This is a genomic window from Pseudochrobactrum saccharolyticum, from assembly GCF_008801715.1.
Taxonomy (GTDB): domain Bacteria; phylum Pseudomonadota; class Alphaproteobacteria; order Rhizobiales; family Rhizobiaceae; genus Pseudochrobactrum; species Pseudochrobactrum saccharolyticum.
Genome location: NZ_VZPG01000003.1, coordinates 101,554 through 117,708, shown reverse-complemented (window position 1 = coordinate 117,708; position 16,155 = coordinate 101,554). Strand labels below are relative to the sequence as shown.

The following is a 16,155-nucleotide window of genomic DNA, read 5'->3' as shown; positions in this document are numbered from 1 at the left end:
TAATGGAGCTACGATCAGAGCAGCGGCCACGAAATAACAGGCCGCCGCCAACATGATCAGCTCAGCAACAGAAGGCTGCTCTTTCACGCCGCCGCCTGATCCGGAAAGTCCGGATCGGCATCTTCGTCAGATTCCGAATTGATTTTTTCCATGGCAGACTGGAGATTATCGCGCATAAATTTCTGCCCCTTGTCCCAACCACGCAGCCATGCCGCATCTTCATCAGAACCGGCATCGTATGGGCTTTTCGGGTCTTTGCCTGCAAGGCCAGCCAGTTCGCCCTCACCTTCTATCCGTTCGATTGCTGGTGCACGGTCACGCAGCAAATCCGACTGAAAGCCGGGAACAAGATTAAGCCATGTCAGGATAGTGCCCTGATTGAGATAGCGATCCGTCACTGTGGCTTTGTCGTCGGCATTCAGTGCTTTGATTGCAAAGTCTAGATCACCAAGAACAACGCCTTCGGACTGAGCAATTTTACCATCTTCTTTTTTGGCCTTGTTCACTTCTGCCAGTTTCGCATTGTGAACCATACGTTTACGCATGTGATTGAAGAATATTGCCTTTTCTTCATTCTCTGTCAGTTGGGAATTATGTCCTGTTTTTGATGTCATGCTTTTGCGTCCTTTTTTGCTTTAAAGAGTGCAGCCAAAGTCTCAGCCTCGCTCTCAATATCCTCCAGAGAAACATGCGGATTAATCGCTTTCTCGACTGCGATTTCATGCTGCAGCCGTCTCAGTTGTTCTTCACAAACATCGACATACGCCGCCCTGATACGAGCAAAGAGACCGGCATCAACCGTCTTTGCTCTGCCTATTCGGATGTTGTTCAGCGACCAGAAAGAAATCCCGTAACGGCTACCAATGCGCCGCATAGCGTTTTCTTGATCACCCCAACCTCTCGTTTCTTTTGCAACTATCTTCCGGACGTACCGGTTCGCTAAATCGGCGCTACACATAACTTCATGCACCTTCTGCTTACTTTCTGTGCACCACATGCTCGAAATCCCTTGCTACGTTGATCTCGGGAAACACCGGATTGTCCGGAAGTGTCAGAAAGGAACCGAATGAAATGAAAGCACCGTCAAAACGATTGATTCACACGTTGCCGGTGCAACTCGAACTACCGCTGTCAGGTGACACTACGCTCCGGACTTGCGGGATTTACTGGTGGGAAAAAGGAGACGGTAATCGCCTGAAACCCGCCAATTCTAATGACCCGTTCGCACTGGATGATAATTATTCAGACCAGTTTTGAGGGACTACTCTGTGGGGCTGGCGCGATGGGAGGAGTTGTCGCGCCAGCCCTTTTCCATGTCAGTTAAGCGGGGGAAGCAAATTAGACATGGAATCTGTGTTAAGCGGCTGCACAACCAAATATATCCGGCCGAAGATCATGACGGCTAACACCCGTAATTTTCTCGACTTCAATGGTTCTATCAGCGGGAACGCGCTTCCATTGCGAAACGGCCTGCGGAGTTATCCCACCAAGAGCCTTCGCTAATGCCGTTGAGCCGCCAGCCTTTTGTTTCGCAAATTCACAAATCTGTTCCATACATATATGAAAGCATTTCTTTCATATGATTGCAAGCATTTCTTTCGATGAAAGTTATTCTTTCGAAAGGCATAGTCTCCAGATGAAAGAAGAACACTTAGATTCCACCGCGATAGGTCAGCGCATCAAAGCTCTACGAAGTGAAAGTTTAGGACTTTCACAGGAAGCTTTTGCGCGCCTCTTAGGCGTAACAAGAGGCGCAGTTGGCAACTGGGAACTCGGCAAAGGTATCAAGTTCGAAAACATTCAAAAAATGGCAGTCATTCTCAATCAACCAGTAGAGTGGATTGCTACAGGACGCGGCCAATTGCCGAGCAATAGTTCCAAGGCAGAGCCTTCAGAGGACAAACCATCCAAGCCTCGCCTCGTCTCCAGCTTTGACCCAGATGATGATGTGCAGTCCGGTAACGGCTATACCCGTGAACACTGGAAACCGCACACCTCGGGCGCGATACCTGAGCTTGATGTAAAGCTCGGTGCTGGAAATGGTACGATTGGTGAAGTAATAAATCTGCCTGTTGGCGATAACAGTGTATCCGGCCACAAGGTGATCCGCGAATGGCTTATTCCGGTTGATTACCTACAGGATGAAATCAAAGCATCACCGCGCCACAGCACCATTATGGAAGTGATCGGCGATTCAATGCAGCCGACATATCTGCCTGGCGATCGTGTAATTGTTGATCTGTCACAGGATACGATGAGCGCGGATACCGTCTATGCGATTAGCTATGACGATGAGCCACCGCAGATCAAGCGATTACAAAAGGTACCGTTCAGCGACCCGAAACAGGTGAAAATCATTTCGGATAATCCAATCCTTGAAACCTTTTCAGTTGAGCTGGATAAACTGACGATAATTGGGCGCATTTGTGGACATATCGCACGGAAGTAACAAAGGATAACCGAGCAATGGCTAACGATCTCGAACCAACTGAAAACAAATGGTATCATGTCCTCGCTAATTTTGATTACTTAAAAATCCCAGGTGCGGTTCGAGCTATATCTCAACTTGTTACTGGCGCTGCCGATGTGGGTAGCGCTTTTCTTGATGCAGGCAAGGCCAAAGGGGAGCAGTTATCACAAAGCATCCGCGACACTACAGAAGCTCGGTCTAAAACACTCGCCGCATATACAGATGCTGCAGTAAAAGTGGGTATTAATGACCCGAAATTAATAGAGAGAACTTTAGATTATACCGCGATAAAAGGTATTCGAGAGCAGTCAAACCGAGAAAAGGTAGCGCAAGAAACCCTGCTACTTCTCGAAGATCAAACAGTCCCAGATAACACTCCTCCGCCAGAAGACGACTGGATGAATATTTTTGTCGATTATGCGAGCAAGGCGACCAGTGAAAGAATGCAAAAGCATTGGGCTGCTATACTCGCAGGAGAGATAAAAAAGCCCGGCAGTTTTTCGTTCTCCACATTACAAATCATGTCAATGATGGATACAAATTTTGCTAAGTTAATTGAAAAAATTAGCGGATGGGTAGTAGAGGGTACTTACATACCAAAATTACAAGCCAACAACAGAGGGGAACCATATGATGATTTATTCAGATTATCATCTCTTGGTATAATCTCCTCTGGGCATTCATATTTTTACGGCCTGTACCCAAACCTTGAAGTTTCACCAGTTGTAATTAAACCCAATAATACTGTTATTGTTGGGAAGATAGTCAAGGAATTGCACATTTCCTGCTGGCTACTAACCCCCTCTGGGAAAGAAGTATTTTCTTTGGCCACTAAAAAAAGAGACGATCAATTTATTCAAGACTTTATGGGAGAGGTAATTTCCAAGTCAGTGAGCGAAATTCAGATCATCAATCAATAGTCTCGCTCAACGGTACGCCTTAAAATTTTATTTATTTCCTCTGCTGCAATTACTAAGTCTAGCTCTTTAATTGCAGCAGCAGAGTATGCAATTTTCTCAACATTGCGACAAATCATATACAATCTATAAGCTCTATAAATTTTATAGGCAGTATCCATTAAACTCATTCGCTAGTTCCTTTTACATTAAAACACTTAAGCTATTGTTTTTCTTAGTTATGAAGGATGGTGAGGTAAGGGTTCGAGCTAAAGACCCCCCTACCCCCAGAAAGACAAAAGTCCTCCCAGAGGTAGGGGAATCTGTAGCATGTCCTGAAGGCCGGAGCCGGTAATGGGACAGATGCTAGAACGCCTCTCAGCAGTTCGTCCTCTGTTTCTGGCAGCACCGTAGGACTTTCGACCCCCGCGCTTGTGGCTGCACCAGCAAAGGAAATTGCACCCTCGTCGCCACTTTCATTGAAAGCATCAAAGGCATACCTCTCGTCCGAATTGAAAGCAATACTTTCTTTTCACTTGCATGAAAATGAAAGTTATGCTTTCATAACCCTATCAACAGCACGAAGAAGCCCACAGGCTGATCTGCTTTTCACGATGGGGTTTTATGAAATGAACAAGATTGCTCTGAATGCCGCCGAGCGCATCATGCTCAAAGTCCCGACATTCTCCGGTTACGAATATGCCGATCCCCGTCTGATCAATGGCGCAACCTATGCGGACGTTATCAAGGCGGCTGGTGACTACGATGCCATTGAGATTTACCGGTTCGACGAGCAGACAATGCGCGTGTCTGACATTACCGATGAAGTGTCTTTGCATTTCATTGGCGATGTTCTGGACAACCCACCGTTGTGGCTTCGCCATTCCGTCAGCTTCGGGAACATCGTTGCAGCTGAGCGCCGTTCAAACCGTGAATTTGCAGCCCATGAGCGCTCATTCGCTCAAGTAGCTCTGTGAGGTGGTGACTATGACCGCACCAATCATGGATCGCGTCTGGGACGCCTATTGGGATCAGGGCAACACCAAACTTGCACTGGAGCGCGTTGTCGAGGTTGTTCAGGAAGATTCCAAGCAGGCTCTGATTACCGCTCATGTCGAAATCGAACGCCTGACGCAGCTCTGCGCTGAACTTGAAGCCGAATTGCAAGCCGCAGATTCGCGCCGATTGGAGGCCGCGTGATGGATATCAAGATTGATTGTGACGAGTTTCAGTCGATTAGTGACCTGTCTGTCAAGGTCGTGCAGAAAGCCGCTGATAAAGCAGGCTTCATTGAGCATCCGGATGGAATTTACTTTGGCATGTCCGATGCCGTGTATCATACAGATAAAGCACTTGGTTCAACCGGTCTGAAAAAGCTTGTCGGCAATGCGCCTGACTTCTGGTGGGAAAGCTGGATGAATCCGGCACGTGAAGAAAACGACGATACGCCTGCTAAAATCTTCGGCCGGCAGTTGCACCTATGTGTTTTGGAAGGTCGAGATAAGTTTATTGCTAAATACGCACCAGAACCAATCTCTGACAATTATCAGGGCTGCTTGAAAACTGCCGATGATCTGCGCGATTTTCTATCTAAAAAAAAGGCATCCAAATCAGGCTCAAAAGCAGAGTTAATAGCTCGAGCCAAACAATTTCCTGACTGCCCTGCGATATTTGATGAAGTACTCATTCTCGCACAAAAATCCGGCAAAGAGCTTATCAAGTTTAAGGACTATGCAAAAATCCTTGCTGCATCGGCTTTCATCAAGGCGAACACAACACTGTCCAATGCCTTTGAAGGTGGTCAGCCCGAAGTGTCCGTATTCTGGACTGCTGACGGTGTACGGTTCAAAGCGCGGTTTGACTATCTCAAGCTGAATGCGATTACCGACCTGAAATCCATTGCCAATCGCACCGACAAGGAATTCACCAAAGCCTGCTGCGATGCTGTTGCGAGTTATGATTACATCATTTCCGCAGAGCATTACACCGAAGGCCGCCGCCAGCTTAAACGCCTACTGAATGAAGGTCGCGTGTTCGGCTCCTATGATCCGGAATGGCTGGCGAAGGTCGCGGCAAATGAGGTTTTCGCATTCGTCTTTGTCTTTTGGCAGAAAGACGGCGCTCCTATCTCGCACGGCATCAAGCTCTCCCCTGGCAATCCGCTGTTCAGTTATGCACGAAGCATGATCGCGCAGGCGGTCGATAATTACCGCACCTATCTGGCCGAATTCGGCACTGAAACAGCATGGGTGCCGTCCACTCCACTTGAAGAATTAGACGAAACTGACCTGCCGGTTTGGTACCAGCAGCGCCTTATGACGGGATCGTAATTATGAACCAGATCGTACCAGCACAAAAACGCTCCCTCGTGGATAGCATGGCATCCCGTTACGACATGGAGCCTACAGAGTTCGTTTCAGCTATCAAAGCAACGGTAATCAAAGGTGATTGCTCAAACGAGCAATTTGCAGCCTTCCTGATGGTCGCCAAGGAATACAAGCTCAATCCTCTCACCAAAGAGATTTATGCCTTTCCTGATCGCGGCGGCATTCAGCCTATCGTTTCGATTGACGGCTGGATGAACCTGATCAATTCGCACCCGCAATTCGACGGCATGGAGTTTCAGGACAGCAACGGCGATGATGGGAAACTGTACTCAGTTGAATGCCGCATTTACCGCAAAGACCGTGCACGACCGGTATCCGTAATCGAATACATGTCTGAATGCTTCCGCCAAACTGATCCGTGGAAGAAATGGCCTAACCGTATGCTTCGCCATAAAGCTGCAATTCAGGCTGCCCGTTATGCATTTGGCTTTTCGGGCATCATGGAGCCAGACGAATATGACCGGATGAAAGATGTATCCCCGCCGGTCAAAACAGTGATTGCAGACCCGCTGTCGGACGAACCAATCGCCACAGCAGAAACAGCTACTGTTGATGGTGAAATACTCAATGAAACAACAGAACAAGAAATACCGGCAGATACTCCCCTGTCCGATGCCGGTACAGAGGGTGGTGAGCAGTCCCCATCAGCCACCACCCTCGACAATTCCAGCGTAATTGATCATTTAACCGATCAGGACAAGGCTTCACTGCGGGAGCTGATTACTCGCTTAAAGGCCGCCGTCGGTGATGACCCGGCTGTAATCGGCATGACATGCAACGCTTTTCTAGCAGGCGGATATCCTCTTTCTGAGTATGCCAATCAGAAAGCGGGAACAATCGCCATGCACTTTAAAGCAGTGTGCAAGCAAGAAATGGAAGTTGCGGATGCGATCAAGCATGCCTGTGGCATCGCCCAGATTGATGAAACCGAGGTGATGCTATGAGCAAACACCTACTTCTTCGTCGGGGCATCAAGGGCATTCACCGCTTCTTTCAGTCGCTTCTCAACCTTTGGTCCTTTGGGAGGAATTTGCCCCTCCTTATTCAAAGTACTATTTGCAGGCTCTTCCACGGTCTCAATATTCAGAATCGTAGTTTTGTTCTTACCAGTAGTTTTTGGGTGTGTCATAAATTTGCTCCTTCTCAAAAACTCAACCCACAAAAGACAAATACGTTCCAATTTTTGTGGTGTTAAAAATGACGAAGCGCATAGAATTCACCCGCAAGATCAAAGGACTGATCAAAGCCCGTGCAGACGGCAAATGTGAAAATTGCTCGGCCAAACTAAAAGCCGGTGAAGGCGAAGTCGATCACATTTTACCTTGTGCTCTTGGTGGCGAGGCAACAGTTGCCAATGGTCGCCTGCTCTGCCGTGTCTGCCATCTTGAAAAGACGGCTGACGATATTCGGCGCATCAGAAAATCTGATCGGCAGCGTGACAAGGCCAGCGGCGCTCTACGAGCAAAGTCTGCACTGGCAGGCCGGAAGCAACCAAGGCCAGCACTCACAAAAATCGTTCAGAAGCGTCGCTCACTATACGAGCCAATCCAGCCACAGGAGCGCATGCAATGACAGATAGTTTAATGTTTACTGCTGCCCATCAGCTCCCGATCAAGCTTATTAAGCAAATCAACCATACCGTCGGCGGCGTCTCTATCAAGACCAACCTGCAGAGAGCCATCTACCATGGTTATGAATCCGGTAGCTCTATCAATAATAGCCCAAGTACCATTCACATCTTGCTTCATATCATATCGGCTTTCAGACACAGGAAGCACCTCAAAAATAAGAATCCTACAGCGCAATCATTATCAGATTCGGCTATTGGGGGGCACAGCCGTATGACAAGGGATGAGCTGATTGTTCAGATAGGGCTATTGAAGGCTGAAGACAAACAAGAGCAATCCAAAATTGCAACCCCTGAACCCAATATCATCCGGCTAAGGCGGGAAATCCGAGAGTTGAAGCGCCAAGTTTTCAACGCCACACCACTCGTACCGGAAGGAGGGAAGGATTGACTGAAAATCTATCAAACGACATTTTAATTGGCGCAAAGTCGATTAGTAAGTTCAGCGGCTTTCCTGAGCGAACAATTTATCATCTATGTGCGAAGGGCTCATTCCCCCACTTTAAAGCCGGTGACTTACTCTGCGCGCGAAAATCCACAATTATTAACTGGATTGCTCAACAAGAAGCAGTGTGATTCATGTCAACCAAAATAGCTGACCCGACAAAATAACAAAGCCGCCATGATAGGCGGCTTTAACGCTTCAATATGTTGCATCCGTGTTGCATGGAGTAATTTGTAACATGTTGAAAACCCTAGAAATGCGCGTTTTGGCATGTAACACAATGCAACACGTAAACAGTACGATCATCGTTATTGTTATTGCTATAATTATTTGATTTTGTTGGATTTTTAAGTGGTGCCCGGAGACGGATTTGAACCGCCGACACGCGGATTTTCAATCCGCTGCTCTACCAACTGAGCTATCCGGGCATCCCTGCAAGCCTGTCTGGCCAGCGTGACGGTGTTGGTGTCCGTCTGATGTGAGCGCTTTATAGCATTAAATTTTTGCCTGTCCAGCACCCTGAACAGAAATTATGCAGCGAACCGGCAATTATTTTCAAAAAGCCCGATTTTCCTTGATTTTTAAAGGATATTTTCTTTTGAAAACTCCCGCACTCAACTCAAAATCACACAAATCCGCTGCTTGGCAGATGAAAAACAGATGTGAATCACCCGAATCCACCTGTTGAAAATTCTCGCCCGTTGTTTTGACAGTGCAGAAAATTCCATACGTCTTATATTGTGCATTCTGTGTCGCTGCCAAAACCGCGTTTTCAAAAGACGCGACATTCAATCACTGCGCAAAGAGCCGCATTATAATAATTCCAGATGACTTCACCAGCCAGCTGCGATAAAAGGCACGCATGTCGAGGAGAGGATCATATCCTGATTCCTGTTTGTCTGCGGGAGAGTGCCGGTAACGGCCACCGAAGGGGAAATCGCCCGAAATCTCTCAGGTACCAAGAACCGCAGAAAAGCAAGGCAACTCTGGAAAGTCGGGGGAAACCCCGCGCCGAAGGTGTAAGTAAGCCTCAACAGGCTTGCGAGTCTCTCAGGCTTCCGACAGAGGGGTACATCATGGCTTTCCGCTTTTGCGGAAGGCGGACGTGTGTCTCTGGAGTGAAAAATGGGCGATACATCTTCTTTAAAAACGCTTCCGCTGGAAGAATTACATATTGCATCCGGTGCCCGTTTCGGCGGCTTTGCCGGTTGGAACATGCCGCTGACTTATCCGCTTGGCGTGATGAAAGAGCATGTTCATACACGTGAACAGGCTGGTCTGTTCGACATCTCACATATGAAACTCATTGAAGTTTCAGGCAGCGATGCTGCCGCTTTGTTTGCAAAGCTGTGCCCGATTGATGTCACCAAACTCAATGAAGGCCAGTCGAAATATACATTCCTGATGAATAATGACGCAGGCATCATTGATGACCTGATCGTAACCCGTCTGGGTGACGAACGTTTCATGATTGTTGCCAATGCCGGTAATGCCGATATTGATATTGCGCATTTCCAGAAAGCAGCAAGCGCGCTGAACTGCACTGTTACGCCGCTTGACCGCGTATTGCTGGCCATTCAGGGCCCGCAGGCCGCTGATGTTATGAAAAGCCTCGCATCTGATCTTGGTTTCAGCGTTAACGAGCTGAAATTCATGCATGGTTTTGAGCCTAAGCAGGGCTGGTTCGTTACCCGCTCCGGTTATACCGGTGAAGACGGTTTTGAAATTGCCGCACCGCTCAGCGATGCACAGGCACTGGCGAAATCTCTGCTGGGCGATTCCCGCGTTGCATGGATCGGCCTTGCCGCCCGCGACAGCCTGCGTCTCGAAGCCGGTCTCTGCCTGCATGGTCAGGACATCACTGAAACCATTGATCCGGTTTCTGCCGGTCTGACATGGGCAATCACCAAAGCTGTGCGCGAAACCGCCGCCTTCCCTGCCGCCGCTAAAGTTCTGGAACTGATTGCTAACGGCCCTGAAAAGCGCCGCGTTGGCATCAAGCCTGAAGGCCGTCAGCCGGTTCGCGCCGGTACCAAACTGTTTGATGAAGCCGGCAGCGAAGTCGGTGAAATCACCTCCGGCGGCTTCGGCCCTTCAGCCGGTTTCCCTGTTGCCATGGGTTATGTCAGAGCCGATCTGAAAGAACCGGGCACACGTCTTTTTGCGGAAGTCCGCGGCAATAAAGTGCCTGTAGACGTCCATACACTTCCATTTACCCAACCTCGCTATCACAAAGGATAATCGCATGCCTAAAATCTTTTTTACCGAAGATCATGAATGGCTCAGCGTTGAAGGCGACATTGCAACTGTCGGCATCACCAACCACGCTCAGGAACAGCTCGGCGACCTCGTTTTCGTAGAACTGCCTGAAGTTGAACGCGTTGTGGAAAAAGGCGAAGCCATTGTTGTGGTTGAGTCTGTGAAAGCTGCGTCCGATGTGTATGCACCGCTTAACGGTGAAGTCATTGAAATCAACGAAGAACTCAATGGCAATCCAGCGCTCGTCAACAGCGCGGCAGAAGGCGAAGGCTGGCTGTGGAAGATGAAAATCTCCGATGCAGGTCAGCTCGAAGGTCTGCTCGACGCTGCCGGTTATCAGGCACTGGTTGGCTAAATCATGGCATCATCATCTCTTCCGTTTGTAGAGCGCCATATCGGCCCTCGCGCCAGTGAACAGCAGGAAATGCTGTCGGCGCTTGGTCTGCCGTCGCTGGACGCCCTCATCAGTCAGGCAGTGCCGCAGTCAATTCGTCTTGACCGCGCACTCAACCTGCCTGCTCCGCTTGATGAAGCCGCAGCTCTGAGTGAACTGTCCGGCATTATGGGGCGCAACGTAGTTGCCAAAAGCTTCTACGGTGCGGGCTATCACGGCACCCATGTGCCGCCGGTCATTCAGCGTAACCTGTTCGAAAATCCGGCATGGTACACAGCCTATACACCGTATCAGGCTGAAATCAGTCAGGGTCGCCTTGAGCTACTGTTCAACTTCCAGACACTGGTGACAGAACTGACCGGCCTGCCGGTTGCCTGTGCATCGCTGCTGGATGAAGCAACTGCTGTTGCTGAAGCTGTCGGCATTGCCTATCGCCATCACCGTGAAAAACGTCCGAAAATGGTGATTGCCGGTGAATTGCACCCGCAGACACTGGATGTTCTGAACACCCGTGCGGAACCGCATGGCATGATCATTGAAGTTGGCGGCGAAGTGGATACCACAACCGCTGCGGTGATCATCCCTTGGCCGGATACACGCGGCGTTTACGGTGATTTCACCCGTATTATCGCCAGCGCCAAACAGACCGGTGCTCTGGTTGTGGCCGTTGCCGATCCTCTGGCGCTGACCATCACGCAGTCTCCGGGCTCATGGGGTGCCGATATTGCTGTCGGTTCAATGCAACGCTACGGCGTGCCAATGGGCAATGGTGGTCCTCACGCTGCTTATCTCGGCGTGAAAGAAAACCTCACCCGTATCATTCCGGGCCGTATTGTCGGTCAGTCGCTCGATGCGCATGGCCGTCCGGCCTATCGTCTGGCACTGCAGACCCGCGAACAGCATATTCGCCGCGATAAAGCGACATCGAATATCTGTACCGCTCAGGCACTGCTGGCCAATATGGCTGCATCTTATGCAATTTGGCACGGCCCGAAAGGCCTGCAGGCTATTGCTGATGCCGTTCATGCGATCACTGCCCGCTTTGCAGCCTCACTGAAAGCTGCCGGTTTTGAACTGGCCGGTGAACAGCTGTTTGATACAGTGACTGTAACTGTTAAAGGCAAAGCTCAGGATTATGCAGACAAGGCTCTGGCAGGCGACCGCCTGATCCGCGTCATTGATGCTGATACTGTGTCTGTCACTTTCGATGAAACCTCGCTGGAAGATGATTATCTGGTTCTGGTTGCATTGTTTGGTGCAAAGCCTGTTGAAAAAGCAACCCGTCTGTTGCCTGATGCGCCGCGTGACGAACATTTCCTGACACAGGCTGCATTCCACAGCTATCGTTCAGAAACCGAAATGATGCGTTTCCTGCGCAAGCTGGCAGACAAAGATCTGGCGCTTGACCGTGCGATGATCCCGCTCGGCTCCTGCACCATGAAGCTGAATGCTGCTGCTGAAATGATGCCGGTCTCATGGCCGACCGTCGGTGGTCTGCATCCTTTTGCACCACAGGCGCATCTGGAAGGCTACAAGGTTCTGACCGACAATCTCGAAGCATGGCTTTGCGAAGTGACCGGTTTTGACGCTGTATCTCTGCAGCCGAATGCCGGTAGTCAGGGCGAATATGCTGGTCTTCTGGCAATCCGCCGCTATCACCGCGCCAATGGCGATGAGAACCGCAATATCTGCCTTATCCCGTCTTCCGCACACGGTACCAATCCGGCCAGTGCGCAGATGGCAGGCATGAAAGTGGTTGTCGTTAACTGTCTTGAAGACGGTGACATTGATGTGGCCGATCTGAAAGCCAAGGCAGAACAGTATCGCGATACACTGTCGGCGCTGATGATCACCTATCCGTCCACACACGGTGTGTTTGAAGAAACCATCCGTGAAATCTGCACAATCATTCACGCGAATGGTGGTCAGGTTTACTTCGACGGTGCGAACCTCAATGCACTCGTTGGTCTGGCACGTCCGGCCGATATCGGTGCTGACGTTTGCCACATGAACCTGCATAAAACTTTCTGCATTCCGCATGGCGGCGGCGGCCCGGGCATCGGCCCGATCGGCGTTGGCGCACATCTGGCACCATTCCTGCCAGGTCACGTGAACGCAGGCAGCGACAATGCGGTTTCCGCTGCACCATTCGGCAGTGCGTCTATCCTCGTTATCACATGGATGTATATCCGTATGATGGGCGGCGCCGGTTTGAAAAATGCAACGGAAGTGGCCATTCTCAATGCCAACTACATTGCTGAGCGCCTGAAGGATCATTATCCGATCCTTTATACCGGTGCGAACAATCGCGTTGCGCATGAGTGCATCGTTGACACCCGCGTGTTGAAAGACAAAGCCGGTGTGACCGTTGAAGATGTTGCCAAGCGTCTGATCGATTACGGTTTCCACGCCCCGACCATGTCATGGCCGGTTGCCGGTACGCTGATGGTTGAACCGACCGAATCCGAATCCAAGGCTGAAGTGGATCGTCTTTGCGACGCTATGATCTCCATCGCCAAGGAAGCGGCTAAGGTCGAAGCCGGTGAGTGGCCGCAGGATGACAATCCGCTGGCCAATGCACCGCACACCGTTGCAGACACCATGCTCGACGACTGGAAACATCCGTATTCCCGTAAGGAAGCAGCCTTCCCTGCGAAAAATATGGATCCGGCTTCCAAATATTGGGCTCCGGTATCGCGCATCGACAACGTAGGCGGCGACCGCAATCTGGTTTGCTCCTGCCCGCCGATGGATGCTTATACAGACTAAAACAATCAGAAAGGCCCTGATGAAAATCAGGGCTTTTTCTTTTGTCCGACAAACCACGGCACCGCCTTATGCGACATTAGTCTAACCTCATGCAAATTTTACTTCCCCTCTTAAAGCGGGGGGAGTAAGCGCTCAGGGTGTTTGCCGGTGCTGTGGAATCATCCTGCACCGACGAAGCATGCAGAAAACTAACCAGTGTATTTTCTTGGATTTCAGGAGGGAAAATCCGCTGGCAGATGAATTGTGAGGCATACTGAATGGATACTGCATCGGGGCACCCGCATTCCCAAGAGGAAGAGCCGCATCTTGCCCGTAATCTCAAAAACCGCCATTTGCAGCTGATCGCCATCGGCGGTGCTATTGGTACCGGCCTTTTCATGGGCTCGGGCAAAACAATTTCGCTCGCAGGCCCGTCAATCCTGCTGGTCTATGCGATTATCGGCTTCATGCTGTTTTTCGTAATGCGCGCTTTGGGCGAGCTGTTACTGTCCAATCTGAATTACCGTTCCTTCGCCGACTTTGCCGGTGATTATCTCGGATCATGGGCGCAGTTTTTTACCGGCTGGACCTATTGGCTGTGCTGGATTGTTACCGGTATTGCCGATGTGGTCGCCGTTGCCGGTTATATGTCATTCTGGTTCCCTGAGCTGGCCTTGTGGATTCCCGCACTCGGCCTGATCGTCGTACTGGTTGCACTGAATTTGCCGAATGTACGCAATTTCGGTGAAATCGAATTCTGGTTCGCGCTGATTAAGATTGTTGCCATTGTTGCGCTGATTATTACCGGCGTTGTCATGCTCAGTTCCGGCTATGTGTCACCAAACGGTACTGCGGCTTCCATTACCCATTTGTGGGATCAGGGCGGCTTCTTCCCGAATGGCTTCTTCGGTTTTGTTGCCGGTTTCCAGATCGCGGTTTTCGCTTTTGTCGGTATTGAGCTTGTTGGTACCGCCGCTGCTGAAACCGAAAATCCGGAGCGCAATCTGCCAAAGGCGATCAACTCGATCCCTGTGCGTATTGTGCTGTTCTATCTCGGTTCGCTCTTTGTAATTATGACTGTGATGCCTTGGAACCAAGTTGACCCGTCGAGCAGTCCGTTTGTCGCCATGTTCTCGCTCGCAGGCCTCGGCATTGCCGCGCATGTGGTGAATTTCGTGGTACTGACCTCTGCAGCTTCCAGCGCCAATTCCGGTATTTACTCGACATCGCGTATGATTTTTGGTCTGGCAAGCTATGCTCTGGCACCAAAAACACTGGGCAAGCTGAACCACCGTCATGTGCCGGTCAATGCGCTGTTCTTCTCCTGCACATTCCTGCTCGCAGGTGTTGTGCTGCTTTACGCAGGACAGAGCATTATTGAAGCTTTCACCATTGTGACCACGATTTCAGCACTGCTGTTTATCTTTGTCTGGTCGATCATTCTAGCATCTTATGTGCAATATCGCCGTAAGCGCCCTGATCTCCATGCGAAATCAAACTTCAAGATGCCGGGCGGTTATGCAGCCATCATTATGGTGTTTGCGTTTTTTGCCTTCATTCTCTGGGCTTTGGCGCAGCAGGCTGACACGGCACAGGCACTGCTGATTACACCGGTATGGTTTGTCCTGCTCGGCGTGATTTATTTCTTCATGCGTAAGAAAAGCGCATAAAGACTGAAAAGGCCACTCGTCAGAGTGGCCTTTTTTATTACAACAAAATCCAGCGTATCAGCGGTGCGGCAAAGACATTGACCAGACCGACCAGCACCATCACCAGACCGGCGATCGTGCCTTCTTCCTTACCCAGTTGCTGGGCTTTGGCCACACCTGCACCATGCGCGCCCATGCCGAACAGAGCACCCCGGGCAAGGCCGGATTTCAATGGCAGAAAACGCAGGATTGTATCGCCGAGTGCTGCACCGATGACGCCGGTCACCACCACAAACAAAGCCGTCAGATTAGGGATACCGCCAATATCTTCCGACAAAGCCATGGCAAAAGGCGAAGTCACAGAACGCGGGATCAGACTGAGCCGCAGACTGCCATCAAGACTGAGCAGCGAAGCCAGCCCCCATGCCGAGAGAATGGCAACAGAACTGCCGACCAGCACACCAAACAACAGAACCGGCCAATATTGCCGGATGACTGCCCGTTGTTCATAAATCGGCACCGCAAAAGCAACGGTTGCAGGGCCGAGCAACATCACCAGCCAGTGTGTTGCGCTATTATATTCCGCATAGCTGGTGCGCATCAGCAGCACCGCCGCAATCAGCAAAACCGGTGCGGCAATGAGCGGTGAAAACCATACACGCGGCCAGCGACGGTAAAGCTTTTTCGCCAGCAGATAGAACAGGATCGTTGCCGCAGACCACAGCACCATCATTCCGAGTGCGGGGGTGAGATAGTCCATGATCCCGCTCATGATGAATGTCTCATCTTTTGCAAATAGCGGCTCAGACGCAAACCCGCTTCAACCGCCAATGCGGTGGAGATCATAACAATGACCGTGCCCAGCAAAATAACCGCGAGAATTTTCAGACCCAGCAGACCGAAAAACTCATGGTGATCGAGTACGGCAAGAACTGCAGGGATAAAGAACAGCAGCATTTCTGCCAGATACCATTGCGCACCACGGCGCACGGTCAGCAGGTTCATACCGCCGGTCATCAAAAGTATGAATAACAGGAACAAGCCGATGACACTGCCCGGCACAGGCAGATGCGTTATTCTGGCGATACCCTCCCCCAAAGCCCAGAAACCGGCGATCAAAGCGATCTGGCCGATCCGGCTGTTTTGTACCCAATGGCGGACTCCTCCCGACATTTGAGCTGGAGACATTTTATGGCACTCTTTTCATGCAAATTAATTTTCCCCTTTATACGCCAACCCAATTCATGATAAAAATGAATTGATTGAATAGAAATAAGTCC

General features: G+C 50.3%; 20 protein-coding genes, 1 tRNA gene and 1 riboswitch. Of the genes, 13 read left to right on the top strand and 8 right to left on the bottom strand.

Features of this window, described 5'->3' with window-relative positions; genetic code table 11:
- Nucleotides 1–83: 83 nt before the first annotated feature.
- From F7P81_RS10645 to F7P81_RS10635, 3 genes are all read right to left on the bottom strand, one after another.
- Nucleotides 84–614: a hypothetical protein gene (locus F7P81_RS10645; RefSeq protein ID WP_151159486.1), complete on the bottom strand. Its 531-nt coding sequence runs from the start codon at nt 612–614 to the stop codon at nt 84–86.
- A complete protein-coding gene (locus F7P81_RS10640) occupies nt 611–997 on the bottom strand; it encodes a hypothetical protein (protein ID WP_151159485.1) in 387 nt (128 codons plus the stop codon). Before F7P81_RS10640 ends, F7P81_RS10645 begins: the two co-directional genes overlap by 4 nt.
- A 359-nt stretch (nt 998–1,356) precedes the next feature.
- A complete protein-coding gene (locus F7P81_RS10635) occupies nt 1,357–1,554 on the bottom strand; it encodes a transcriptional regulator (RefSeq protein WP_151159484.1) in 198 nt (65 codons plus the stop codon).
- Nucleotides 1,555–1,579: 25 nt separating this feature from the next.
- Between F7P81_RS10635 and F7P81_RS10630 the strand changes: the two genes are divergently transcribed.
- Together F7P81_RS10630 and F7P81_RS10625 are read left to right on the top strand one after the other, a co-directional pair.
- Nucleotides 1,580–2,449, top strand: coding sequence for a S24 family peptidase (locus F7P81_RS10630; protein ID WP_246176100.1), 870 nt, complete (start codon nt 1,580–1,582; stop codon nt 2,447–2,449).
- 17 nt (nt 2,450–2,466) lie between these two features.
- Entirely contained in the window at nt 2,467–3,390 is a 924-nt protein-coding gene (locus tag F7P81_RS10625) for a DUF2806 domain-containing protein (protein WP_151159483.1), read from the top strand.
- On the opposite strand, the gene F7P81_RS17080 is transcribed toward F7P81_RS10625, so the two are convergent.
- A complete protein-coding gene (locus F7P81_RS17080) occupies nt 3,384–3,557 on the bottom strand; it encodes a hypothetical protein (protein WP_170265248.1) in 174 nt (57 codons plus the stop codon). The genes F7P81_RS10625 and F7P81_RS17080 overlap by 7 nt on opposite strands.
- A gap of 438 nt (nt 3,558–3,995) precedes the next feature.
- On the opposite strand from F7P81_RS17080, the gene F7P81_RS10620 reads away from it, so the two are divergent.
- The 4 genes from F7P81_RS10620 to F7P81_RS10605 are packed head-to-tail and all read left to right on the top strand — an operon-like array spanning nt 3,996 to nt 6,697.
- On the top strand, nt 3,996–4,343 hold the full coding sequence (locus F7P81_RS10620) for a hypothetical protein (protein ID WP_151159482.1): 348 nt from the start codon (nt 3,996–3,998) through the stop codon (nt 4,341–4,343).
- 10 nt (nt 4,344–4,353) lie between these two features.
- Nucleotides 4,354–4,566, top strand: a complete 213-nt coding sequence (locus F7P81_RS10615) for a hypothetical protein (RefSeq protein WP_022711604.1) — start codon at nt 4,354–4,356, stop codon at nt 4,564–4,566.
- Complete coding sequence (locus tag F7P81_RS10610) at nt 4,566–5,696, top strand: PD-(D/E)XK nuclease-like domain-containing protein (RefSeq protein ID WP_151159481.1); 1,131 nt, start codon at nt 4,566–4,568, stop codon at nt 5,694–5,696. Before F7P81_RS10615 ends, F7P81_RS10610 begins: the two co-directional genes overlap by 1 nt.
- Before the next feature lie 2 nt (nt 5,697–5,698).
- Nucleotides 5,699–6,697, top strand: coding sequence for a recombinase RecT (locus F7P81_RS10605; RefSeq protein ID WP_151159480.1), 999 nt, complete (start codon nt 5,699–5,701; stop codon nt 6,695–6,697).
- A gap of 8 nt (nt 6,698–6,705) precedes the next feature.
- Here the strand turns inward: F7P81_RS10605 and F7P81_RS17075 are convergent, their stop codons facing one another.
- Nucleotides 6,706–6,882 (bottom strand): hypothetical protein, encoded by a 177-nt coding sequence (locus F7P81_RS17075; RefSeq protein WP_022711601.1) that lies wholly within the window; start codon nt 6,880–6,882, stop codon nt 6,706–6,708.
- 68 nt (nt 6,883–6,950) lie between these two features.
- Here F7P81_RS17075 and F7P81_RS10600 point away from each other — a divergent pair, with 68 nt between their 5' ends.
- From F7P81_RS10600 to F7P81_RS10590, 3 genes are read left to right on the top strand one after another with little or no spacing between them, the layout of a single operon-like run.
- Entirely contained in the window at nt 6,951–7,325 is a 375-nt protein-coding gene (locus tag F7P81_RS10600; protein ID WP_151159479.1) for an HNH endonuclease, read from the top strand.
- Complete coding sequence (locus F7P81_RS10595) at nt 7,322–7,771, top strand: hypothetical protein (protein WP_151159478.1); 450 nt, start codon at nt 7,322–7,324, stop codon at nt 7,769–7,771. Before F7P81_RS10600 ends, F7P81_RS10595 begins: the two co-directional genes overlap by 4 nt.
- A complete protein-coding gene (locus F7P81_RS10590; protein ID WP_084664835.1) occupies nt 7,768–7,956 on the top strand; it encodes a helix-turn-helix transcriptional regulator in 189 nt (62 codons plus the stop codon). Before F7P81_RS10595 ends, F7P81_RS10590 begins: the two co-directional genes overlap by 4 nt.
- Nucleotides 7,957–8,177: 221 nt before the next feature.
- Here F7P81_RS10590 and F7P81_RS10585 read toward each other — a convergent pair.
- A tRNA-Phe gene (locus F7P81_RS10585) sits at nt 8,178–8,253 on the bottom strand.
- 464 nt (nt 8,254–8,717) lie between these two features.
- Nucleotides 8,718–8,803: riboswitch (glycine riboswitch) on the top strand.
- A gap of 147 nt (nt 8,804–8,950) precedes the next feature.
- On the opposite strand from F7P81_RS10585, the gene gcvT reads away from it, so the two are divergent.
- The 4 genes from gcvT to F7P81_RS10565 all read left to right on the top strand — a co-directional run bounded on the left by gcvT (nt 8,951) and on the right by F7P81_RS10565 (nt 14,896).
- Nucleotides 8,951–10,066, top strand: a complete 1,116-nt coding sequence (gene gcvT / locus F7P81_RS10580) for a glycine cleavage system aminomethyltransferase GcvT (RefSeq protein ID WP_151159477.1) — start codon at nt 8,951–8,953, stop codon at nt 10,064–10,066.
- Between the two features lie 4 nt (nt 10,067–10,070).
- The gene (gene gcvH, locus F7P81_RS10575) at nt 10,071–10,439 is read left to right on the top strand and encodes a glycine cleavage system protein GcvH (RefSeq protein ID WP_075656842.1); all 369 of its coding nucleotides are present in this window, start codon (nt 10,071–10,073) and stop codon (nt 10,437–10,439) included.
- A 3-nt stretch (nt 10,440–10,442) separates the two neighbouring features.
- Entirely contained in the window at nt 10,443–13,247 is a 2,805-nt protein-coding gene (gcvP, locus tag F7P81_RS10570; protein WP_151159476.1) for an aminomethyl-transferring glycine dehydrogenase, read from the top strand.
- Between the two features lie 257 nt (nt 13,248–13,504).
- Nucleotides 13,505–14,896 (top strand): amino acid permease, encoded by a 1,392-nt coding sequence (locus F7P81_RS10565; RefSeq protein ID WP_151159475.1) that lies wholly within the window; start codon nt 13,505–13,507, stop codon nt 14,894–14,896.
- A 37-nt stretch (nt 14,897–14,933) separates the two neighbouring features.
- Here F7P81_RS10565 and F7P81_RS10560 read toward each other — a convergent pair whose 3' ends face one another.
- Nucleotides 14,934–15,635: an LrgB family protein gene (locus F7P81_RS10560; RefSeq protein ID WP_151159474.1), complete on the bottom strand. Its 702-nt coding sequence runs from the start codon at nt 15,633–15,635 to the stop codon at nt 14,934–14,936.
- 8 nt (nt 15,636–15,643) lie between these two features.
- The gene (locus F7P81_RS10555; protein WP_151159473.1) at nt 15,644–16,063 is read right to left on the bottom strand and encodes a CidA/LrgA family protein; all 420 of its coding nucleotides are present in this window, start codon (nt 16,061–16,063) and stop codon (nt 15,644–15,646) included.
- Nucleotides 16,064–16,155: the final 92 nt, after the last annotated feature.